General features: G+C 44.6%; 20 protein-coding genes. 18 read left to right on the top strand and 2 right to left on the bottom strand.

Annotated features, from left to right (window positions below; translation table 11 throughout):
* Positions 1-66 precede the first annotated feature (66 nt).
* The 13 genes from aspS to atpC all read left to right on the top strand — a co-directional run bounded on the left by aspS (position 67) and on the right by atpC (position 11,960).
* Complete coding sequence (aspS, locus tag G596_RS0107015) at positions 67-1,863, top strand: aspartate--tRNA ligase (RefSeq protein ID WP_022761130.1); 1,797 nt, start codon at positions 67-69, stop codon at positions 1,861-1,863.
* 54 nt (positions 1,864-1,917) lie between these two features.
* The gene (locus G596_RS0107020) at positions 1,918-3,339 is read left to right on the top strand and encodes an MBOAT family O-acyltransferase (RefSeq protein WP_022761131.1); all 1,422 of its coding nucleotides are present in this window, start codon (positions 1,918-1,920) and stop codon (positions 3,337-3,339) included.
* Positions 3,340-3,352: 13 nt separating this feature from the next.
* On the top strand, positions 3,353-4,498 hold the full coding sequence (locus G596_RS0107025) for an alginate O-acetyltransferase AlgX-related protein (protein ID WP_022761132.1): 1,146 nt from the start codon (positions 3,353-3,355) through the stop codon (positions 4,496-4,498).
* A 196-nt stretch (positions 4,499-4,694) separates the two neighbouring features.
* A complete protein-coding gene (locus tag G596_RS0107030; RefSeq protein WP_022761133.1) occupies positions 4,695-4,973 on the top strand; it encodes an AtpZ/AtpI family protein in 279 nt (92 codons plus the stop codon).
* Positions 4,974-4,999: 26 nt separating this feature from the next.
* A complete protein-coding gene (locus G596_RS0107035; protein WP_022761134.1) occupies positions 5,000-5,434 on the top strand; it encodes an ATP synthase subunit I in 435 nt (144 codons plus the stop codon).
* A 9-nt stretch (positions 5,435-5,443) separates the two neighbouring features.
* Positions 5,444-6,205 carry a F0F1 ATP synthase subunit A gene (locus tag G596_RS0107040; protein ID WP_022761135.1) on the top strand — a complete coding sequence of 254 codons (762 nt, stop codon included), beginning with the start codon at positions 5,444-5,446 and terminating at the stop codon, positions 6,203-6,205.
* A 104-nt stretch (positions 6,206-6,309) separates the two neighbouring features.
* Complete coding sequence (gene atpE, locus G596_RS0107045) at positions 6,310-6,591, top strand: ATP synthase F0 subunit C (protein WP_022761136.1); 282 nt, start codon at positions 6,310-6,312, stop codon at positions 6,589-6,591.
* 50 nt (positions 6,592-6,641) lie between these two features.
* Entirely contained in the window at positions 6,642-7,145 is a 504-nt protein-coding gene (gene atpF, locus G596_RS0107050) for a F0F1 ATP synthase subunit B (RefSeq protein WP_022761137.1), read from the top strand.
* Positions 7,142-7,681, top strand: coding sequence for an ATP synthase F1 subunit delta (gene atpH / locus G596_RS0107055; RefSeq protein ID WP_022761138.1), 540 nt, complete (start codon positions 7,142-7,144; stop codon positions 7,679-7,681). Before atpF ends, atpH begins: the two co-directional genes overlap by 4 nt.
* A 27-nt stretch (positions 7,682-7,708) precedes the next feature.
* Complete coding sequence (gene atpA / locus G596_RS0107060; protein WP_022761139.1) at positions 7,709-9,232, top strand: F0F1 ATP synthase subunit alpha; 1,524 nt, start codon at positions 7,709-7,711, stop codon at positions 9,230-9,232.
* A gap of 46 nt (positions 9,233-9,278) precedes the next feature.
* On the top strand, positions 9,279-10,136 hold the full coding sequence (gene atpG / locus G596_RS0107065; protein WP_022761140.1) for an ATP synthase F1 subunit gamma: 858 nt from the start codon (positions 9,279-9,281) through the stop codon (positions 10,134-10,136).
* Between the two features lie 15 nt (positions 10,137-10,151).
* Positions 10,152-11,549: a F0F1 ATP synthase subunit beta gene (gene atpD / locus G596_RS0107070; protein ID WP_022761141.1), complete on the top strand. Its 1,398-nt coding sequence runs from the start codon at positions 10,152-10,154 to the stop codon at positions 11,547-11,549.
* Between the two features lie 9 nt (positions 11,550-11,558).
* Complete coding sequence (atpC, locus tag G596_RS0107075) at positions 11,559-11,960, top strand: ATP synthase F1 subunit epsilon (RefSeq protein WP_022761142.1); 402 nt, start codon at positions 11,559-11,561, stop codon at positions 11,958-11,960.
* Positions 11,961-12,415: 455 nt separating this feature from the next.
* On the opposite strand, the gene G596_RS23640 is transcribed toward atpC, so the two are convergent.
* Positions 12,416-13,192, bottom strand: coding sequence for a hypothetical protein (locus G596_RS23640; RefSeq protein WP_022761143.1), 777 nt, complete (start codon positions 13,190-13,192; stop codon positions 12,416-12,418).
* Positions 13,193-13,528: 336 nt separating this feature from the next.
* Here G596_RS23640 and G596_RS0107090 point away from each other — a divergent pair, with 336 nt between their 5' ends.
* The 5 genes from G596_RS0107090 (at position 13,529) to G596_RS0107110 (ending at position 20,093) form a co-directional block, all read left to right on the top strand.
* Complete coding sequence (locus G596_RS0107090; RefSeq protein ID WP_026671232.1) at positions 13,529-14,890, top strand: MATE family efflux transporter; 1,362 nt, start codon at positions 13,529-13,531, stop codon at positions 14,888-14,890.
* A gap of 18 nt (positions 14,891-14,908) precedes the next feature.
* Positions 14,909-16,588, top strand: coding sequence for a M3 family metallopeptidase (locus G596_RS0107095; RefSeq protein ID WP_022761146.1), 1,680 nt, complete (start codon positions 14,909-14,911; stop codon positions 16,586-16,588).
* Positions 16,589-16,749: 161 nt separating this feature from the next.
* Positions 16,750-17,385 carry a DUF4867 family protein gene (locus G596_RS0107100; protein ID WP_022761147.1) on the top strand — a complete coding sequence of 212 codons (636 nt, stop codon included), beginning with the start codon at positions 16,750-16,752 and terminating at the stop codon, positions 17,383-17,385.
* Between the two features lie 7 nt (positions 17,386-17,392).
* On the top strand, positions 17,393-18,421 hold the full coding sequence (locus G596_RS0107105) for a LacI family DNA-binding transcriptional regulator (protein WP_022761148.1): 1,029 nt from the start codon (positions 17,393-17,395) through the stop codon (positions 18,419-18,421).
* 193 nt (positions 18,422-18,614) lie between these two features.
* Positions 18,615-20,093 carry an L-fucose/L-arabinose isomerase family protein gene (locus G596_RS0107110; protein ID WP_022761149.1) on the top strand — a complete coding sequence of 493 codons (1,479 nt, stop codon included), beginning with the start codon at positions 18,615-18,617 and terminating at the stop codon, positions 20,091-20,093.
* A gap of 166 nt (positions 20,094-20,259) precedes the next feature.
* Here the strand turns inward: G596_RS0107110 and G596_RS25185 are convergent, their stop codons facing one another.
* Positions 20,260-20,424 (bottom strand): hypothetical protein, encoded by a 165-nt coding sequence (locus G596_RS25185; RefSeq protein WP_196805201.1) that lies wholly within the window; start codon positions 20,422-20,424, stop codon positions 20,260-20,262.
* Positions 20,425-20,489: the final 65 nt, after the last annotated feature.

A 20,489-nucleotide genomic window follows, 5' to 3' on the forward strand; every position in this document is an offset into this window, starting at 1 on the left:
TTGTGCTAAAATGGTTTCTGGTATATTTTCGCGCCAAATGCGTAGTTTAGTTAAGGAGTATTAGAAATGCAGTCACGTACACATACATGCGGCGAACTTAGAGCCGAGAACGTGGGAAATAAAGTTAAGCTTGTAGGCTGGCTTGAGAATTTTCGTGAAGTCGGAGCTGAGCTCGGCTTTGTAGTATTGAGAGATTTTTATGGAACAACACAGATTGTCGTCGAGACCGAGGACATGATGAAGGTTGTTAAGGCAATCAATAAGGAGTCAACTATTTCCGTTGAGGGTACAGTTAGGGAGAGAAGCTCCAAGAACCCCAAGCAGGAGACAGGTGATATCGAGGTCGTTCCCGAGAAGATAGAGGTTCTCGGACGCTGCAGATACAACGAGCTTCCTTTTGAGATAAACAGAAGCCGCGAGGCAGATGAGACAGCTCGTCTTAAATATCGTTATCTTGACCTTAGAAATCCTGAGGTTAAAAAGAATATTATTCTTAGAAGCAATGTCATTGCTGCTCTTAGAGCATCTATGATCGAGCATGACTTCATGGAGATCACAACACCTATTCTTACAGTGTCATCTCCCGAAGGTGCAAGAGACTACCTTGTTCCTGCGAGAAAGCATCCCGGAAAGTTCTATGCACTTCCCCAGGCTCCTCAGCAGTTCAAGCAGCTTCTTATGACCTCCGGAATCGATCGCTATTTCCAGATTGCACCCTGCTTCCGTGATGAGGATGCAAGAGGTGACAGATGTCCCGGTGAGTTCTATCAGCTTGATATGGAGATGGCTTTCGCATCTCAGGAAGATGTATTTGAGATCTGTGAGGATGTGCTTCCTCCGATTTTTGCAAAATATGGCACATATGACAGAGCATCAGGTGCTCCGTTTGCAAGAATTCCTTATCGCGAAGCTATGGAGAAGTATGGCTCAGATAAGCCGGACCTTCGTATCGACCTGACAGTTCAGGATGCTACAGAGGTTCTTAAGGATTGCGGATTTGGTCCGTTTGCGACCAAGGCTGAAGATGGAAGCGATACGGATGTAAGAATTAAGGCAGTTGTTATCTCTGATTTCAAGGAGAGCCGCAAGTTCATCGATAAGACCATCGCTGACGTTGAGGTTCAGGCAGGTGTTAAGCCTTACTGGTTCAGAATAGATGAGAATAACGAAGTTGTTGGCGGTATCGCCAAGTTCGTTCAGGAGAACAAGGACGCTGTTGTATCCGCACTTGGACTTAAGGCCGGTGATCTTGTGGTACTCAGCTCAGGCAAACTTCTTCAGGCACAGAAGACAGCGGGCGTAGTTGTTAAGACTTTCGGTGCTGCTGTTCCCGGACACATGGACAAGGAGCAGTATTCCTTCTGCTGGATTGTTGATTTCCCGATGTACGAGATCGGTGAGGAGTCAGGCGAGCTTGAGTTCTGCCACAATCCTTTCTCAATGCCCACAGGCGGTATGGAGACACTTCTTAAGGCTGAGCGAGGTGAGATGGATCCTCTTGATATCATGGCTGACCAGTATGACCTTGTATGTAACGGTATCGAGCTTTCATCAGGTGCTGTTCGTAACCATGATCCCGAGATCATGATCAAGGCATTTGAGCTTGTACGCCTTGGCGAAGAGGATGTTAAGGCTAAGTTCCCTGCAATGTACAATGCATTCTGCTATGGTGCACCGCCGCATGCAGGAATTGCTCCCGGTGTAGACCGTATGATCATGCTCCTTTCAGGCGAGCCTACAATCAGAGAGGTTATTCCTTTCCCGATGAACAAGAACGCCCAGGATATCATGATGGGTGCTCCCGGAGAGGTTACCGAGAAGCAGCTCGAAGAGCTTCACATCAAAACGGTTGTAGAGGAATAAAAAATGTAGGAGGTTCCGAGTTGTCGGAACCTCTTTTCAAGAGATGGAGCTTTTATGGTCTTTAGTTCTACAGTTTTTTTGTTTTGTTTTTTGCCGCTGACACTGATCGGCTGCTACATCATAAGAAGTCAGACCTATAGGAATGCATGGCTTCTTATCATGAGTCTGGTGTTCTTTGGGTGGTCGCAGCCCCGGTATTTATGGATCATTGTGGCAAGTATCATAATCAATTATCTGTCTGCTCTTTTTATGAGTCTGTTTGAACATAAAAAGAAGGCGGTTCTGTTTTTGGCAGTTGTTTGTAACTTGCTGCTTCTCTTTTACTACAAGTATCTGGATTTTTCCATTCAGACATTAAATGATGCCTTTGGGATATCAATTCCTCTTAGGGGAATCATTCTGCCTATCGGTATTTCCTTCTTTACCTTCCAGGGAATGAGTTATGTGATCGATGTTTTCAAGGGTGATGTCAGGGTTCAGAAGAACCCGCTCAAGGTTGCCCTTTATATTGTTCTGTTCCCGCAGCTTGTTGCCGGACCGATTGTCAGATACATCGATATAGAAAATGAGATTGATAACAGGAATCCCGGAATGGCGGATTTTTCTGCAGGTATTACGAGGTTTATAATCGGCCTTTCTAAGAAAGCCATAATCGCAAATACGATGGCTGAGGTGGTTGATACCATCTGGGAAGCCGGAATATCCAATAACACAGTGGCTATTGCCTGGCTTGGAAGTATCGCGTATTCGCTGCAGATTTTTTATGATTTCTCGGGCTACAGTGACATGGCAATCGGTATAGGAAGGATGCTGGGATTCCATTTTTGCGAGAACTTCAACAGACCATACATATCCAAGAACATTACCGAGTTCTGGAGAAGATGGCATATATCGCTGTCCTCCTGGTTCAGGGACTACGTTTATATTCCCCTTGGCGGAAACAGGAAGCACCTATACAGGAACCTCATCATCGTATTCATGCTGACAGGTCTTTGGCATGGTGCATCCTGGCACTTTGTAATCTGGGGCGCCTGGAACGGGTTCTTTATTGTTGTGGAGAGACTCCTTAGAGGCCGCGGCAAGAGCGCTTCTGCGGATGAAAAGAATGCAATAGGTAAAAATATTTTAAGACACATATATGCGCTTTTTGTTATCAATACCGGGTGGGTGCTCTTCAGAGCGGATAACTTTGCTCTGGCCATGAAGTATCTGGGCACGATGTTCGGAATCGGATTATCCGGAATGCCCGGATTTAAGATCTCCTGGTATGTAAATAACTGGGTTCTGGTTGTGATGGCTATTGCAATATTTGATATAGTTGGCGGATTTACGCGCCTGAAACAATTTTGTGATGCCAGAATGTCAGGCACAGCATATAGCGTTGTAAAGCTGGCAGCGGTGTACGGAATGTTCCTTCTTGCAATTATGAGGGTTATGTCCGGAACCTATAATCCGTTCATTTATTTCCAATTCTAGCTTAAGGGTGATTATGAAAAATAAGTTTTTAGAGAAAATATACATAATCGGATTTGCCGTGATGCTTCTTCTTCCTCTGATTTTTATTAACAGGGATGAGGATGCCATTTCTGAGCAGGAGAACAGGACGCTTGCAGGTTTTCCGCAACTTAGAAAGGATGGCGGTTTTAATAAGGAGCTTCCCACAGATATAGAGAATTACCTGAACGATAGACTAGGTTTCAGAGATCAGATAATCTCTATGAATGCTCTGATGCAGTACCACGTATTCGGGAGAATGGAAAACGGCAAGAGATACAGACTGGGACCGGATGGTGAGTTCAACATAATTGAAAATGATATGGTGGAAACCTATCAGCATTTCAATCTGTTCACCGACAAGGAAAAGGATCGTATCGCCTCCGATTTCCAAACTATATCGGATTATTTAAAGGGCAGGGACTGCGAGTTTTATTATATGCAGTGCTGGGATAAGCAGACCATCTATCCCGAGTACTTCCCAACAAGTGTTAATCAGTACGGAGATTATTCAAGGACTGACCAGTTCCTGGAAACCCTTGAGACAAGGACGGATGTACCGGTGATTCCTCTAAAGGATGATTTTGTAGCTGAAAAGAGTAACTACGAGGTTTACAGCAAATACGGGGATCCCGTGCATTGGACTCAGAGAGGTGCCTTTATCGGATATACCAAGGTCATGGAAAAGCTAAACGAAAACCGGGAGGATAAGTTCAGTGTCCTTGCGGAATCGGATTTTGATATAGACATGACCGATCAGGGAATGAGCTTCTACGGCGGAGTCAGAAGGGAAAATATTTCCGAGAACTTTAATAGGAAGGTCACTAATGCAGTCATGGATGAGAATTATGACGAGGAACATTCGGAGTTTGAGGGCATTAAGACCTATCACTTTATAAATAATAAAGCAGGAAATGACTGCAAGGTGATGATAGTCGGAAACAGCTTTATTGTTAATTATTTGAAAGAGGATTTCGCCGAGAGCTTCGGAGAGACCCTTGTGGTCTGGAATGATGTCGGAAAGAAGTTTGATTCCTGGGTGGAATGCTACGATCCCGACATAGTAATTTATGAGATGGTAGAACGATATGCTGCCTACGATAAAGTTCATAAAGCAGCAAAAAAGATTTCCAAGAAATAAAAATATTGTACTGATTTTATAATCAGCTTAAAAAGCCGAGAATAGCTTATAAAAGCATTCTTGGCTTTTTGTAAAATGTTTGTAAAATCGATTACTAACAATTGTTTTTTCTGAAAAATAACTGTATTATTGAAATATATGTTGCGGTATTTCGGACTTTTTTAGAATTATCACGAATTCTCGGAAAAAGGCTTAAATGATAAAGAAAACGACAGATTTTTCAAAACTTATGACGCAGTTTGCGATGGTGGGGCAGCTTGGGTTATCACTTGTAACACCGCTCCTCATCTGTATTTTTGTGTGCTATCTGCTGACTACGAAGCTCGGAGTCGGCGGCTGGGTCTACATTATCGGTTTCTTTTTCGGACTTGGCGGATCAGCCATGACAGCCTACAAGGTGTATCTGGAAGTCGATAAGAAGAACGAAAAGAAAAAACGCCCGGACAACGAAGTGAGTTTTAACAAGCATATTTAAAGGGCGAGGGGGACGGAGAAAGTTTTATGGTAATTCAGGACGCAGTCAAAAAGGAGACCACTTTTATTGCTGTGGGGACAGCGGTGGCCAGCCTTATCGTTATAATATTGTTTTTTATTTTGCATCAAGTGGTACCCAGTGATGCGCCTTTTGGCTATACGGTACCTTTTGATTATAAGGTCTTCTTAGGTGCGATAGGTGGAACTATCGTTGCAGTGGGTAACTTCTTCTGGATGGGACTCACAGTGCAGAAGATCACGGGGATGAGTGAGGAGGAGACAGACAGAGCCAGAAGCACCATGGCAGTGAGCCTTCGGTATCGCACGATGATGCAGCTCTTATGGGTGATTCTGTCTATCTTCGTACCGGCGATCAATCTTGTGACCGGTGTGATACCTCTTTTTATTCCCAGTATTTTAATAAAAATTCGCGGGATTCTAACTGCGAGGAAAGGAAGGTGAAAATAAAGTATGAACTTTGAAGTAGCCGGCAGTAAGATATATTACTCCATCCACACCGGCATACCGATTCTGGGCGATTTCAATATTACCGAGACTCTGGTTGTCAGCTGGATAGTAATGGCAATCATAACGCTGCTGTGTATCTTCCTGACGAGAAACCTTCAGGTCGAGAATATTTCAAAGCGCCAGGCGGTTGCAGAGATGATCGTTGAAGCGGCACACAATCTGGTTCGAAGTAATACCGGTGGCACGAAGTTTGACTGGCTGATTCCGCTGGTATCCGCGATATTCGCCACGAGTATAGTGTCGAACCTTATATGCCTTGTGGGACTTCGAAGTCCGACAGCCGATCTTTCGACAGAAGCGGCATGGGCAATTGTCGTATTTGTTATCATCACTGCATGCAAGATTAAAGCAGGAGGTTTTCTTGGGTATCTGAAAGGATTTACAACTCCCATCGCTGTTATGACACCGTTCAATATTCTATCCGAGTTGGCAACACCTGTCAGTATGGCTTGCCGTCACTTCGGTAACATACTCTCCGGTATTGTTATTGACGGACTGATCTATGCAGCACTTGCCATTGCGTCTTCCGCATTATTCGGACTCATACCGGGCGCTGTGGGTGATGTACTTTCCCAAATTCCGATCCTGAGCGTCGGTCTCCCGGCAATCCTGGGCGTATATTTTGACTGGTTTACAGGATGTATGCAGGCGTTTATTTTCTCAATGCTGACGATTATGTATATCGCAAACGCAGCAGAGGGTTAATTCATCTATATGCCTTCTCCTGGGGGAGAAGGTGGCACGAAGTGCCGGATGAGGGGAAAATTAAATAAGAAAAATCATAATAAAAATCTTAGGAGGATTTCAACATGAGTGATTTTCAGATTTTAGCAAAAGGTATTGCACTTGCAGGATGCGGTATCGGTGCAGGATGTGCACTGATCGCCGGTATCGGACCCGGTATTGGTGAAGGAAATGCCGTTTCAAAGGCTCTTGAGGCAATCGGACGCCAGCCCGAGTGTAAGGGTGACGTAACAAGTACCATGCTTCTTGGTTGTGCGATCGCAGAGACAACCGGTATCTATGGTTTCGTTACAGGTCTACTGCTTATCTTCGTTGCACCCGGCACATTCATGGGCTACCTGAACTAATCATTTCAGAGTAGTTTAAGCCCCGCAGTAGAAATTATGGAGGTAAACGAATGGGCACACAGGACTTAGTAACACTCGTTCCGTGGACGTTCATAGCTCAGATCTGCAACCTCTTCATTCAGATGTGGCTCATCAAGAAATTCCTTTTCAAGCCTATCAACGAGGTAATTGAAAAGAGAAGACAGCTCACCGAGAACGAAATAAAGGGAGCTCGTGAAGCCAAGGAAAAAGCTGAATCCATGAAGAAGGAATATGAGACAAGCTTATCTTCCGCACAGGCCGAGGCAGCAGACATTGTTGCAAAGGCACAGAAGGAAGCTCAGGGCAAGGCTGACAACATCGTTAAAGAAGCTGAGCAGCAGGCCAAGGGTCTCATGGAGAGAGCAGAGGCTGATATCGAACAGTCAAAGAAGAAAGCCATTAACGAGGCTAAGGACACCATCGGCGGACTTGCAATGGATATTGCAGGAAAAGTCGTTGAGAAGGAAATCAACGAGAACGATCATAAGAAACTTATTGACGAATTCATTAACAATGTAGGGGAGGCGTCATGACCAAGGCTGGAGATTTATACGGACAGAGTCTGTATGATCTGGCGCTTTCGGAAAACCTTACGGATGATATCTTAAGTCAGATGGAATCGGTCAAGGAGATTTTCAAGGAGAATCCCGATTATATTACTCTTTTATCAGAACCCTCGGTTCCGAGAAAAGAGAGACTGAAACTGGTAGATGAAGCATTTGACGGACAGCTCCAGCCGTATCTGCTTAACTTTATCAAGATCCTTATTGAAAGAGGGTTATTGAGACAGTTTTCAGCATGTACGAGAAGATTTAAAGAGAGCTACAACAAGGATCACGGCATTGCCGAGGCAACCGTGACCAGTGCGATCAAGCTTAACGAATCACAGCTTAGCGCACTTAAATCAAAGCTTGAATCTGTCAGCGGAAAGAAGATTCTGCTAACTGAAAAAACCGATGAAGCTGTTCTCGGAGGAATCCGGGTGGAGATCGAAGGCAAGCTCTATGACGGAACAGTACAGGGCAGACTTGATGAACTCCGCAAAAAGGTTGACGAGACAGTCATGTAAGGAATAAAACCCACGGAGGCTTTTAGAATGGAATTAAAACCAGAAAAAATATCCGAGGTGATTCGAAGCCAGATCAAGAACTATCAAAATGCGATCATTCAGAATGAGACCGGAACAGTTCTTACCGTCGGCGACGGTATTTCAAGAGTTTCAGGACTTTTGAACTGTATGTCGGGAGAGCTTCTCGAGTTCGAGAACGGCACATTCGGAATGGCTCAGAACCTCGAAGAGACAGTAGTATCCGCGGTTCTGTTCGGAGAAGATGTTGGTATCAGCGAAGGACAGACCGTTAAGCGTACCGGACGCGTTGTTTCCGTTCCGGTAGGCGATGCAATGATAGGCCGTGTTGTTAACGCAATCGGTCAGCCGATTGATGGCGCAGGCCCTATCGAATCAAATGATTACAGACCTGTTGAGATCAAGGCACCGGGCATCATCGAGAGACAGCCTGTTAAAGAGCCTTTGCAGACCGGTATCAAGGCTATCGACTCCATGATTCCGATCGGACGTGGACAGCGTGAGCTTATTATCGGTGACCGTCAGACAGGTAAGACCACAATTGCGATCGATACTATCATCAACCAGAAGGGTAAAGATGTTATCTGTATCTATGTTGCAATCGGTCAGAAGAGATCAACAGTCACTTCACTTGTTGCTGAATTGCAGAATGCAGGCGCTATGGAGTATTCCATCGTCGTTGCAGCTACGGCTTCAGAGCCCAGCCCTCTGCAGTACATCGCACCTTACACAGGCTGCACAATGGGTGAGTACTTTATGAACAAGGGTAAGCACGTGCTGGTTATCTATGATGACCTTTCAAAGCATGCGGTTGCTTATCGTGCTCTTTCACTTTTGATCAGAAGACCTCCGGGACGTGAGGCATATCCCGGTGACGTATTCTATCTGCATTCAAGACTTCTTGAGAGAGCAGCTAAACTTTCCGATGAAAACGGCGGCGGTTCACTTACCGCACTTCCTATCATCGAGACCCAGGCCGGCGACGTATCGGCATACATTCCTACAAACGTTATCTCCATCACAGATGGTCAGATATTCCTGGAGACCGAGCTTTTCCACTCAGGTATCATGCCTGCGGTTAACCCCGGTATCTCCGTATCCCGTGTAGGTGGTAATGCTCAGATCAAGGCTATGAAGAAGGTTGCCGGAACCCTGAAGCTGATCTACTCACAGTACAGAGAGCTGCAGAGCTTTGCTCAGTTCGGTTCTGACCTTGACGAAGACACAAAGTCACGTCTTGCACAGGGTGAAAGAATCGTGGAAGTTCTTAAACAGGACAAGAGCTCACCTGTAGCCGTTGAAAAGCAGGTTGCCATTCTGTATGCGGTTATCAATAACGTGCTTACAGAGGTTGCTGTTACTGATATTGCCGAGTACGAGGCAGGACTTTTCGATTACCTCGACAGTAATCCTGACGGAAGCGAAGTCATGAAGACTATCCGCGAGACAGGAAAACTCGAGGCTGAGACCGAAGAGAAGATGAAGAATGTACTCAAGGCTTATACAGAGAGCTTCTTAAGTAAGAAAGGCTGAGATAGCTGAAGTTGTCCATTGATAACACTTTTTGGAGGAAATACACATGGCTGCTAATATGAAAGCTGTGAAACTCCGGATAAAAAGCGTACAGAGCACCATGCAGATTACAAAAGCGATGCAGCTGGTTGCAGCAAGTAAGCTGCGAAAAGCGAAGGAGAAAGCAGATAACTCCAAACCCTATTTGGGGACACTGCTTGCAACACTTCAGGACATCGCAAACGGAAACCACGATTTTCAGTCTCCCTACACAAAGGTGGGAACGAGTGATAAGTGGCTCTACGTTGTAATCGCCGGTGACAGAGGACTTGCGGGAGGATACAACTCCAACCTGTTTAAGTTCATGGAGAGCGAGACAAAGGGACGTGACATCGAAGTACTCCCGATAGGTAAGAAATCGGTTGAGTACTTCAAACACAGAAATGTTCCGATTTTCACCGAGGAATTTGCGGAGGTTGCCAAGGTAACCATTTCAGAGTGCTTCTCTGTAGCGAAGATCCTTTGTGAGGCCTATAAAGAAGGAAAATTCGGACATATTTTCCTGTGCTACACCGATTTTATATCAATGATGTCACAGGTTCCCAAGGCAAGCCCCATCCTGCCGCTGTCTGATTTGAAGGCGGAAGAGGGAAAAGCCAAAAAGTCGAAATCGCTGATTCTGTACGAGCCGGACAGTGAGACTGTATTCAATACAGTTGTTCCGGAGTATTTGGCGGGAGTGCTTTATTCGAGTATCAACATCTCCGTTGCGAGTGAGCTTGCAGCGAGAAGAACTGCGATGGAAGCAGCTACCGACAACGCAGAAGAAATGATAGAAACATTGAGTTTGTACTATAACAGAGCACGACAGGCAAGCATCACTCAGGAAATTACTGAGATTGTTGCCGGTGCAGAAGAACCATAAAGGAGAAAACTCACAATGAGTGAAAAACATGTTGGAAAGGTTATACAGGTAACAGGACCTGTCCTTGACATTCGTTTTGGCGAGGGTGAGCTGCCGGATCTGCATAGTGCCATTGAGATTCAGAATGGTGATGCGACTCTTGTTGCAGAGGTTGCACAGCAGATTGGTGATGACGTAGTTCGTTGTATTGCCATGAGTTCCACGGATGGACTTGTTCGTGGAATCGATGCGGTTGATACAGCTGCTCCTATCTCAGTTCCGGTAGGTGACGAGTGCCTCGGACGAATTTTCAATCTTCTCGGTGAGCCGGTTGATAATCAGCCTGCTCCCACAACGCAGGAGAGATGGCCTATTCACAGACCTGCTCCGTCGTTCGAAGATCAGGTTCCTGCAACTGAGATTTTTGAGACAGGTATTAAAGTCGTTGACCTTATCTGCCCTTATGCTAAGGGTGGTAAGATCGGTTTGTTCGGTGGTGCGGGAGTTGGTAAAACTGTCCTCATCATGGAGCTTATCAATAACGTAGCAAAGGCACATGGTGGTATTTCAGTATTTACCGGTGTCGGCGAGCGTACCCGTGAGGGTAACGACCTTTACGGAGAAATGAAGGAAAGTGGAGTTATTAACAAGACTGCACTGGTTTACGGACAGATGAATGAGCCTCCGGGAGCTCGTATGAGAGTTGCCCTTTCCGGACTTACAATGGCTGAGTATTATCGTGATGTTAAGAATCAGGACGTGCTTCTTTTCATCGATAATATCTTCCGTTTCACACAGGCCGGTTCAGAGGTTTCAGCGCTGCTTGGTCGTATGCCTTCAGCCGTTGGTTATCAGCCTACACTGGCAACAGAAATGGGTGCTTTGCAGGAGCGAATCACTTCCACAAAGAAGGGTTCAATCACATCGGTTCAGGCCGTATACGTGCCTGCCGATGACTTGACTGACCCTGCACCTGCAACAACATTCACGCACCTGGATGCTACCACCGTATTGTCCCGTGATATTGCATCGAAGGGTATTTATCCGGCAGTAGATCCTCTGGATTCCACAAGCCGTATCCTTTCTCCCGACGTAGTTGGTAAAGAGCACTACGAGGTAGCAAAGGGTGTTCAGCAGGTTCTCCAGAGATACCGCGAACTTCAGGATATTATCGCGATCATGGGTATGGATGAGTTGTCTGATGAGGATAAGCAGACAGTATTCAGAGCACGTAAGGTTCAGAACTTCCTGTCACAGAGCTTCTCAGTTGCTGAGCAGTTCACAGGACTTCCGGGCAAATACGTTCCGCTCAAGGAGACCATCCGCGGATTTAAGATGATTCTTAACGGTGAGTGTGATGATCTTCCGGAGTCAGCTTTCCTGCTTGTCGGAACAATTGATGAAGTGTTCGAAAAAGCTAAGAAGAACGGATGAGGTTAATTTATGGCTACTTATCATTTACAGGTCGTATCCCTGGATGGATTGGAATATGAGGGCGAAGTTGAGAAGATCATGCTACGCACGGTAGACGGTGATGTTGAGATTTTAGCAAGACATACCAATTACTGCACAGGCATAGGTATGGGTACAGCTCACGTAACCCTTGGTAATGGACAGGAGCGCAGAGCAGCCTGCATCGGCGGAATGCTTTCCGTTATGGATGGAGAAGTTCGTGTGCTGCCAACCACCTGGGAGTGGAGCGACGAGATAGATGTGGAACGCGCGCGTTCAGCTAAAGCCAGGGCAGAGGAGGCGCTGAAGGATGCGCAGCTCACCAAGGAAGCAAGAGTACGCGCTGAAGCCAAGCTTTACCGTGCACTCGTGCGAATTGGTTCCGCACAGTAATTTGTTTGTGGAATTGTTTCCTATTTCATGACAGAACTGGTTGTTCATGTGGAGACAATTCGGCAGAGATAAGAAACATTATAAGAGGCGCTGTGGCTTGCCGAGGGGGCTTGCTGCGGCGCTTTTTCTGTGTTTATGTATATGCTAAACTTATGAGCATGGGCATTGTGCTGTTATATTTTCGGTGATTCATCGATCCTTCTCCTGTTTGAGACTTCGCAAATCCAGAGTAAAAATAAGTTTGTTACTCTTATTGGGTGTAAAATCATGTTTTTGCTTAGGGAAAATTCGCAAATAGACCAAAAACATCAGAATGTTACTCCCAATAGTAGCTATTAAGAGTAACAAATGCTCTTAATTATTTAGATTGCGAAAAACTGCGCCTTTATAAGCCTGAAAATCACTGAAAAAGAGTAACAAAAATAATAGTACAAGCTTTTTGTGAAAATCAAAGGTTATATTCTGTTTTCAAAAGGTCCAAAGTGATATTGGATTAGTGTGTGTACATAGCTTATATCAAGAGGGCAATCCTTGGTTTCAAAGGTTAAGATAAGATTATCACCTGGCACATATCCAGCGTTTATGTAATTCCTGATCTTAGAAGTCATGCTATTCTGGTAGGTTATTTGATCTGCAAGTCCAAAATGCTCCCATATATAAGTCTTTCCATTACCAGGATGCCTGATAGAAAAGTCAGGATACACAATAATATTGTCTATTATCTGCTTTGCCTCATATTGGTAAGAAAGATGGTTTTCAAATAAAGCATAAGCTATAATGGCTTCTGACTTTGAGCGGACAAATTGCCCCTTGGGGGCTTTTATAATAAGTGCTTCGGGGTGATTGGGATTTGATTCATAGCCATCATCATCCAGCCAGGCAAATTGGGGTGAAAGAAATTGTAAATATGGTGAATTCTTAGAAAGGATATCATTATATCTGCATTTCTTACGCACCTTAAGATATGCTTTGATTGCAGCTAGTTCGTTTTTTGCATCGCGGATGTTGTCGAGTAATAGTGTTTTTCTTGCAAGTTTTCGAACTAAATCATAGTTTTCTTTTGGGATATAAGAACGTGTGCTTTTTCCTTCCTTGGTTTTAGTGTGGTGATAGCATCGTGCTCCGTTGTTGTATATGGCAAGCGTCCCGTCGGGAAGTTTACATGCTTCAAATTCATACTTACTAAGCAGCTTTTCGAGCTGCTCTTTTCTTGTATAAAAATAATCAGTCATTGTGATCCTTTCTGTAAAACTAGCTGCCTTGCAGGAAATTTCTCTTTAGACTTAAGTAGATAGTATTCTAGTAAGTTTTTACATGAAAATGCTACAACAACAGCAAATAAGTATAAAAATGGACCCCATCATAAGAAAAAATCTTTCAAACAAATCATCAAAACCAAAATGGAATACTTGGATGAATATCCTTGAAACGTTCAATACGATATCATATAAATTTAGAAATGTAAATAATGGATTTGAGTTTTTATATACGATAAAATTAAGTGCAACTAAAAATTGCATAACAGAATTATGAAAGGCGACAAAACAGGACTACAGACATTTTTTTTTATGAAAAAGATAATATCAGCAAGACAGGGATTCTATCGCGAACTTTTCAGACTTGTAATCCCGATTGTAATGCAAAACTTAATAGCGTCAGCGGTGAGCATGGCAGATGTAGTTATGCTTGGAAGAGTTGACCAGACTTCTATATCTGCATCAAGCCTTGCGGGGCAGGTGATGTTCTTATTAAATGTCCTGTTTTTTGGACTCAATTCTGCGCTGACAATTTTGGCGGCTCAGTACTGGGGCAAAAGAGATATGAAGGTCATCTCCAAGATACTCGGAATAGGCCTTATTATCTCGCTTGTCGTGACTGTGAATGTGGCAATTCTTGCATTTTTCTTCCCGTATCATGTTATCAGGGTGTGGACAAATGTGCCTGAGCTGATAGATGCCGGAGCAATTTATCTTAGATATGCCGCACCTTCCTACATATTCCTTGGAATCGCGCAGCCGTTTCTTACTATTTTGAAAAGCTGTGAGAGGGTACTTTTTTCCACAATCCTCTCAGCATCGACGCTGATTATAAACGTTATTCTTAATGCGCTTTTGATTTTCGGAATAGGTCCTTTTCCGCAGATGGGCATAGCGGGAGCAGCGCTTGCAACTTCGATATCCTGGGGAATCGGACTGACTGTCTGTATCATTGATTTCTTCAGGCAAAAAGAGCTTCCGAAGAATGTGCTTAACATGTTCAGAATACCCAGGGCCCTTATCGTGGATTTCGGAAAGTATTCACTTCCTGCATTTATAAATGATGCGATGTGGGGACTTGCTTTTAACATGAACTCCATCATCATGGGACATCTCGGGTCCGACATAGTGGCAGCAAACTCAGTTGTCTCAGTGGCAAGGGATCTGGTTACTGTCGTGGGATTTGGAATATCCGGTGCGGCATCAATTATGCTTGGAAAAGAGATTGGCGAAAATCGACTCAAGGACGCGGAAAAAGATGCCTCTTCAATTTTGAGAGTTACCATATTATCGGGAATTGTCTCCGGAGCCGTGCTTTTTGCAATAAGTCCGTTCGTGCCGGGACTTGTGAAGATATCCGCTACTGCAGCGCATTATCTGAGAATAATGCTGTACATAAACGTGGTCTATCAGATGGGACAGATTATAAATACCGTGCTCATAGCGTCGCTCTTCAGGTGCGGCGGCGATTCCAAGTACGGAATGGTACTGGACATCACCTGTATGTGGGCGTTTGCGGTACCGCTGGGACTGATCAGCGCATTTGTGTTGAAGCTTCCGCCGCTTACGGTTTATATTCTTATGTGTACGGATGAATTTGCCAAGATGCCGTTTGCAATCCATCATTATATGAGCAAGGGATGGATTAAGAATATTACGAGGGAAATCAAATAACGAAGGAGATTTTTGGGGATGAAAAGGTTTGATGAGATTCAGTATGAGAGACCGGATTTTGATTTGTTGGAGGCTGAAATCGGTCAGGCAGTCACAGCAGCAAAAAACGGGGAGAGCTTCGAAGAATTCGACGAGGTGTACAAAGAATATCAGAAGGTAGTTGCTCATAGTGCCACCATGGCTCTAATTCTTAACATCAGAAGTTATCTTGACGGGACTGATGAGGAGAATAATGCAGAGAAGGCATATGTTTTCGGAAAAATGGCTGTAGCAGGTGAACAGAGAATTTACGAAGCTGTCGAAAACAGTGCATATCGCGAGGCTTTTGAAGAAAAATACGGAGCCTTTCTGATAAAGAAACAGTTAAATGAAAAAAAGTTGTATGAAGCGGGCGAGGAATTCCTGATCAGAGAAAACGAGCTTGTGACTGAGCTCCACAAATGTCTGTCTGAACTTAAGTATGAATATAACGGGGAGATGGTTTCCGCATCTCAAATAGGATTCAAGAAAAAATCCCCCGACACAGAGGTTAGACATAATGCCCGCTATTCCGTGGAAAAAGCTTTTGCCGAGAATGGTGAGAGATTCGGTGAGCTCATAGGAGAGTTAGTTGAAGTAAGGGATAAGCTTGCAAAGGCTAATGGATTTAAGAATTATCTTGATTATGAGAATATTTCGAGAGGAAGATTTTCTTATGGAGAGGATGAGCTCCAAGAGTTTTGCGACAATGTAAAGAAATATATCCTCCCTGTTTTGGAAAAGAGTAATAAGAAATTACAAAAAGAGCTGGGACTTTCAGAGTTTACGTCCTATGACAGTGACATATTCTTTGCTGACGGAAATGCAAAGCCGCTTGGGGATGAGAAGTTCATAAGAGAAAAGGTGCAGGAAATGTATGATGATATGGATCCTGTACTTGGCGATACTTTCAGAAAAATGAATGAGAACGGCTATGTTGATATTAAGTCAACGGATACCAGGATAACAGGGCTGGCGTTCACTGTAGGGATACCCGAAATGAGAGTTCCTTTTATTTATGGAAACTTTCTTGATGATGCCGAAAGTGTTAATGATCTGATACATGAAAGCGGTCATGCTATGCAGACCATGCTGTCAATGGATTCGCTGGAGCCCCAGGAGCTTCAGGATCCTGTGCAGGATTTGGTGGAGATACCATCCAAGTCCATGGAATTTATATCTCATTATTACGCAGAGAAGTTTTTCGGTGAGGATGCAGATAAGTACAGAAAAGGTCATCTGACGTCAGTTCTTGATGAAATTGCAGGGTATTGTTTATTTCATGAATTTGAAACTTTTTTGTACGGCTGTCCTGGGGCAAGTAAGCAGGAGCGCATAGATAAATTCAATGAGCTCACAAGACAATATAAACCCGGCGTAGTTCAAATGCATCCGGAACTTCTTGATAAAGGAGCAGGACTATATAGAAATGTAGAGGCTATAGGCCTTCCAAGATACCTGATCTCATATTCCATAAGCGATTTATCTGCAATCTATATTGCGAACGAGTTTATGAAGGATAAGAGAAGAGGAACAGATATATTTATGAAGCTTGGCCGGATCGGAGGGAGCATGGATTACTTTAATGCTATATCCGCCCTTGGTCTTAAACCTGCATTTTCAGAGGAAGTTATAAAAGAGGCTGCAGAGTATCTGCAGAAAGAGTTGGGGCTTCTATAGGAAAATAGTGTCAAAAACCTTCCCCGTAATTTTGTATAAATCTGATAATTGAACAACACCATCTTTTCACCTATAATGTGTGTACGTTAACGGAAATCGTAATTCGTTAGATGATTTGAGAAAAACAAAGCACAATAACAATAAAGAAAGGTAGGAGAGAAATGGTAATCAAAAGTGTAACAGACAAAGAGTTCAAAGAGTACGGCAGAGTTGTTGAGGGATACAGCGTAGCTGATATTCTTAAGACACTTGAGAATGACACACCTTGTCCGGAGGGTGTTGTTTATGTGGCTGAGGAGCCTAAGCTCATGGCTACAGCAGATACCAAGGATCTTGGCACAAGCCTTTTCGGCGGCATGCCCTTCCAGTTTGGTTACTGCAACGGACACAACACAAAGATGAACTGCATGGAGTACCACAGAGACAGCGAGTTCAACCTTGGAACAGAGGATTTCATCCTTCTTCTTGCTAAGCTCAGCGACATCGAGGACGGCAAGCTTGATTCTTCAAAGGTTGTAGCATTCAAGTGCCCTAAGGGTGTGCTTGTTGAGGTTTATGCTTCAACTCTTCACTATGCACCCTGCCACGCAGATGCTTCCAAGGGCTTCAAGGTTCTCATCGCACTTCCCAAGGGAACAAACGTAGGAACTACCGAGACAGCAGGCAAGAACCTTGATGACAGAACACTTTTCGCTACAAACAAGTGGCTTCTTGCACACAAGGATGCTTCTGAGATCGCTGACGGTGCATACGAAGGCATAACAGGAGAGAACATCGATATCGCAGGACTCATCTGAGGGGAAAATGGCAACGATAACTGAAATAGCGAAGCAGGCCGGTGTCTCAATCGGTACTGTCGACCGCGTGCTTCACAACAGAGGCTACGTCAAGCAGGAGACCAGAGAACGCGTTGAGAAAGCGTGCGAGGAACTCCACTACGAACCCAACCGTGTGGCACAGGGACTTGCAGTCAGGAAAAAGAAGCTAAAGTTTCTTTTTATGATTCCCAAGACACAGTACAGCCCGTTTTTTATTCCGGTGAGGGAGAGTGCCGAGAAAAAGGCAAAATCCCTGGAAGCCTATGCTGCAACAACGGATATAGTCGAGTATCCCGACAGCGCGAAGGAAGAGGCGAGCCTGTTAAAATCGCTTAAGAAAACAATCGGAGAGTATGATGGTGTTTGCATCACAGGCACCACTTCTCCCGTAAATGATCTGATAATTGAAGAACAGAAAAAGCGTGACATACCACTGGTTTTCTACAACAGCAGACTTGACGGCGTAGAGCATCTGGCCTATGTGGGCTGTGACTATATCGCTTCCGGAAGGCTTGCGGCAGGACTTTCTGCAATGGCCGGAGGAGAGGATGCAAAGGTATGCTTCTTTACGGAGTACGACAGCATCAAGGAGAGTGCAACTGAGCGTATCAGAGGCTTCTCAAATGAGATGAACTCGCGCTATCCCGATATGGAGCTTCTCGGAAAGTGGAGCATATCCCTTGACCGAGAGGAGAACAAGCGGGCAGTCAGAGAGATGCTTATTAAGTATCCCGAGACCAACGTGGTTTATGTCATCAACCCGAGGGATTACGATATCTGCAGGCTTATCGCAGCAGAGGATCCGCAGAGAAAAATAAGGATTATCACGAATGACCTTGTAGCGGTGCAGTATGAGATGTTCCACAAGGGAATGATAACCGCAACGATCTGTCAGGAGCCCGAGAAGCAGGGTAAACTCTCGCTGGAGATTCTGTTTAATTATCTGGCGTATGGCACAGTGCCTAAGAAGGTGAATTATACGGAGCTGAGTATACATATTGAACAGAATTTGTAGACCCTCATCCGGCGCTACGCGCCACCTTCACCCAGAGGGGGGAGGCAGGAGGAATAGTTAACAGATTTTTGCTTTTATTTCTGTGAAATATGCCCCGTTGACAAAAAAGGCACCAAAACTTATGATTTAGGAGTGTGTGAACGTACACACATTTTAACAAAAACAATTATTTTAAGGGTAGGAGGATTTAAGGATGAATAACATTCCCCAGGCTAAAATTGGTATAGTTGCAGTAAGCCGTGACTGTTTCCCGGCATCACTTGCAATCAATCGTAGAAAGGCTCTTGTAGAGAGCTACACAAAGCTTTACAACAAAGACGACATTTATGAGTGCCCTGTTTGCATCATCGAGAGCGAGACTCAGACACTTGAGGCTCTTGAGGATGTTAAGAAGGCAGGCTGTAACGCACTTTGCGTATATCTTGGTAACTTCGGTCCCGAGATTTCCGAGACACTTCTTGCTGAGAAATTCGGTGGTCCTGTAATGTTCTGCGCAGCAGCAGAGGAGTCACAGAATGACCTTATCGACGGCAGAGGAGATGCTTACTGCGGAATGCTTAACGCAAGCTACAACCTTCACCTTCGTAATGTAAAGGCATATATTCCTGAATATCCTGTTGGAACAGCAGATGAGTGCGCTAAGATGATCAACGAGTTCGTTCCGATCGCAAGAGCACTTTACGGACTTTCAGAGCTCAAGGTTATCAGCTTTGGCCCTCGTCCGATGAACTTCCTTGCTTGTAACGCACCTATTCAGCAGATCTACAACATGGGTGCAGAGATCGAAGAGAACTCAGAGCTTGATCTTTTCGAGAGCTTCAACAAGCACGCTGATGACAAGAGAATTCCTGAAGTTGTTGCAGACATGGAGAAGGATCTTGGCGCAGGCAACAAGAAGCCTGAAATCCTTGCTAAGCTTGCTCAGTATGAGCTTACACTTCTTGACTGGATCGAGGAGCACAGAGGCGGCAAGAAGTTTGTATGTATCGCCGGTAAGTGCTGGCCTGCATTCCAGACTCAGTTCGGATTCGTTCCCTGCTATGTAAACTCAAGACTTACAGGACGCGGAATTCCGGTATCCTGCGAAGTAGATATCTACGGCGCAATCTCAGAGTTCATCGGAACATGCATCTCTGACGACGCTGTTACACTTCTTGATATCAACAACTCTGTACCTGCTGATATGTACGAAGAGTCCATCAAGGGCAAGTTCGACTACAAGCACACAGATACATTCATGGGCTTCCACTGTGGAAATACTTGCACAAGCAAGCTTGCTAGCTGCGAGATGAAGTTCCAGAGAATCATGGCTAGAAACCTTCCTGAGGAAGTTACACAGGGAACACTTGAAGGTGATATTGCTCCCGGCAACATCACATTCTACAGACTTCAGAGCACATCTGATAACCATCTTAAGGCATACGTTGCACAGGGTGAGGTTCTCAATGTTCCTACAAGATCCTTCGGTGGTATCGGTGTATTCGCTATTCCGGAGATGGGAAGATTCTACAGACACATTCTTATCCAGCACAACTTCCCTCATCACGGTGCAGTAGCATTCGGTCACTTCGGAAAGGCACTCTTCGAGGTATTCAAGTATGTTGGAGCAGAAGTAATCGGCTACAACCAGCCTGCATCACTTCCTTATCCTACAGAGAACCCTTTCGCTTAATTACTAAGTGATTATTTAGGAAAAATAATAGGCCGCAGATGTTTACCAAAAGGTACGCATCTGCGGCTTTTTTGTTTAATAGGAAATTTCGCCTTGCGGCGAAACCTTGAATTAAAAGGCCCGGACAAGACCGGGCCACGCAAAGCGGAGGTATGTTGGCTATAAATTACCAATCTACCTCGTCAAAGAATTCGTCATCTTCGTGCATAAAGTAATCCATGTCGAGAAGGTCTTCATCGTCCATCTCGCGGATTTCGTTCGCCGACAGGCCTTCCGGCGGATTTTGGATGTATTTCTCTCTAAGCTTTGCTATTAGTTCTTTACTAGCCATGGCTGTTCCTCCTGTAGCATGATTTTATCATGCACAGGAATACGAGGGAACACTGCCGATTTTTG

The sequence above is a fragment of the Butyrivibrio sp. AD3002 genome (genome assembly GCF_000420905.1).
In the GTDB taxonomy this organism is placed as follows: domain Bacteria; phylum Bacillota; class Clostridia; order Lachnospirales; family Lachnospiraceae; genus Butyrivibrio.

Coding starts and splice junctions, on each gene's coding strand:
- aspS (WP_022761130.1), top strand. CDS start 67: ATGCAGTCACGTACACATACATGCGGCGAACTTAGAGCCGAGAACGTG.
- G596_RS0107020 (WP_022761131.1), top strand. CDS start 1,918: ATGGTCTTTAGTTCTACAGTTTTTTTGTTTTGTTTTTTGCCGCTGACA.
- G596_RS0107025 (WP_022761132.1), top strand. CDS start 3,353: ATGAAAAATAAGTTTTTAGAGAAAATATACATAATCGGATTTGCCGTG.
- G596_RS0107030 (WP_022761133.1), top strand. CDS start 4,695: ATGATAAAGAAAACGACAGATTTTTCAAAACTTATGACGCAGTTTGCG.
- G596_RS0107035 (WP_022761134.1), top strand. CDS start 5,000: ATGGTAATTCAGGACGCAGTCAAAAAGGAGACCACTTTTATTGCTGTG.
- G596_RS0107040 (WP_022761135.1), top strand. CDS start 5,444: ATGAACTTTGAAGTAGCCGGCAGTAAGATATATTACTCCATCCACACC.
- atpE (WP_022761136.1), top strand. CDS start 6,310: ATGAGTGATTTTCAGATTTTAGCAAAAGGTATTGCACTTGCAGGATGC.
- atpF (WP_022761137.1), top strand. CDS start 6,642: ATGGGCACACAGGACTTAGTAACACTCGTTCCGTGGACGTTCATAGCT.
- atpH (WP_022761138.1), top strand. CDS start 7,142: ATGACCAAGGCTGGAGATTTATACGGACAGAGTCTGTATGATCTGGCG.
- atpA (WP_022761139.1), top strand. CDS start 7,709: ATGGAATTAAAACCAGAAAAAATATCCGAGGTGATTCGAAGCCAGATC.
- atpG (WP_022761140.1), top strand. CDS start 9,279: ATGGCTGCTAATATGAAAGCTGTGAAACTCCGGATAAAAAGCGTACAG.
- atpD (WP_022761141.1), top strand. CDS start 10,152: ATGAGTGAAAAACATGTTGGAAAGGTTATACAGGTAACAGGACCTGTC.
- atpC (WP_022761142.1), top strand. CDS start 11,559: ATGGCTACTTATCATTTACAGGTCGTATCCCTGGATGGATTGGAATAT.
- G596_RS23640 (WP_022761143.1), bottom strand. CDS start 13,192: ATGACTGATTATTTTTATACAAGAAAAGAGCAGCTCGAAAAGCTGCTT.
- G596_RS0107090 (WP_026671232.1), top strand. CDS start 13,529: ATGAAAAAGATAATATCAGCAAGACAGGGATTCTATCGCGAACTTTTC.
- G596_RS0107095 (WP_022761146.1), top strand. CDS start 14,909: ATGAAAAGGTTTGATGAGATTCAGTATGAGAGACCGGATTTTGATTTG.
- G596_RS0107100 (WP_022761147.1), top strand. CDS start 16,750: ATGGTAATCAAAAGTGTAACAGACAAAGAGTTCAAAGAGTACGGCAGA.
- G596_RS0107105 (WP_022761148.1), top strand. CDS start 17,393: ATGGCAACGATAACTGAAATAGCGAAGCAGGCCGGTGTCTCAATCGGT.
- G596_RS0107110 (WP_022761149.1), top strand. CDS start 18,615: ATGAATAACATTCCCCAGGCTAAAATTGGTATAGTTGCAGTAAGCCGT.
- G596_RS25185 (WP_196805201.1), bottom strand. CDS start 20,424: ATGGCTAGTAAAGAACTAATAGCAAAGCTTAGAGAGAAATACATCCAA.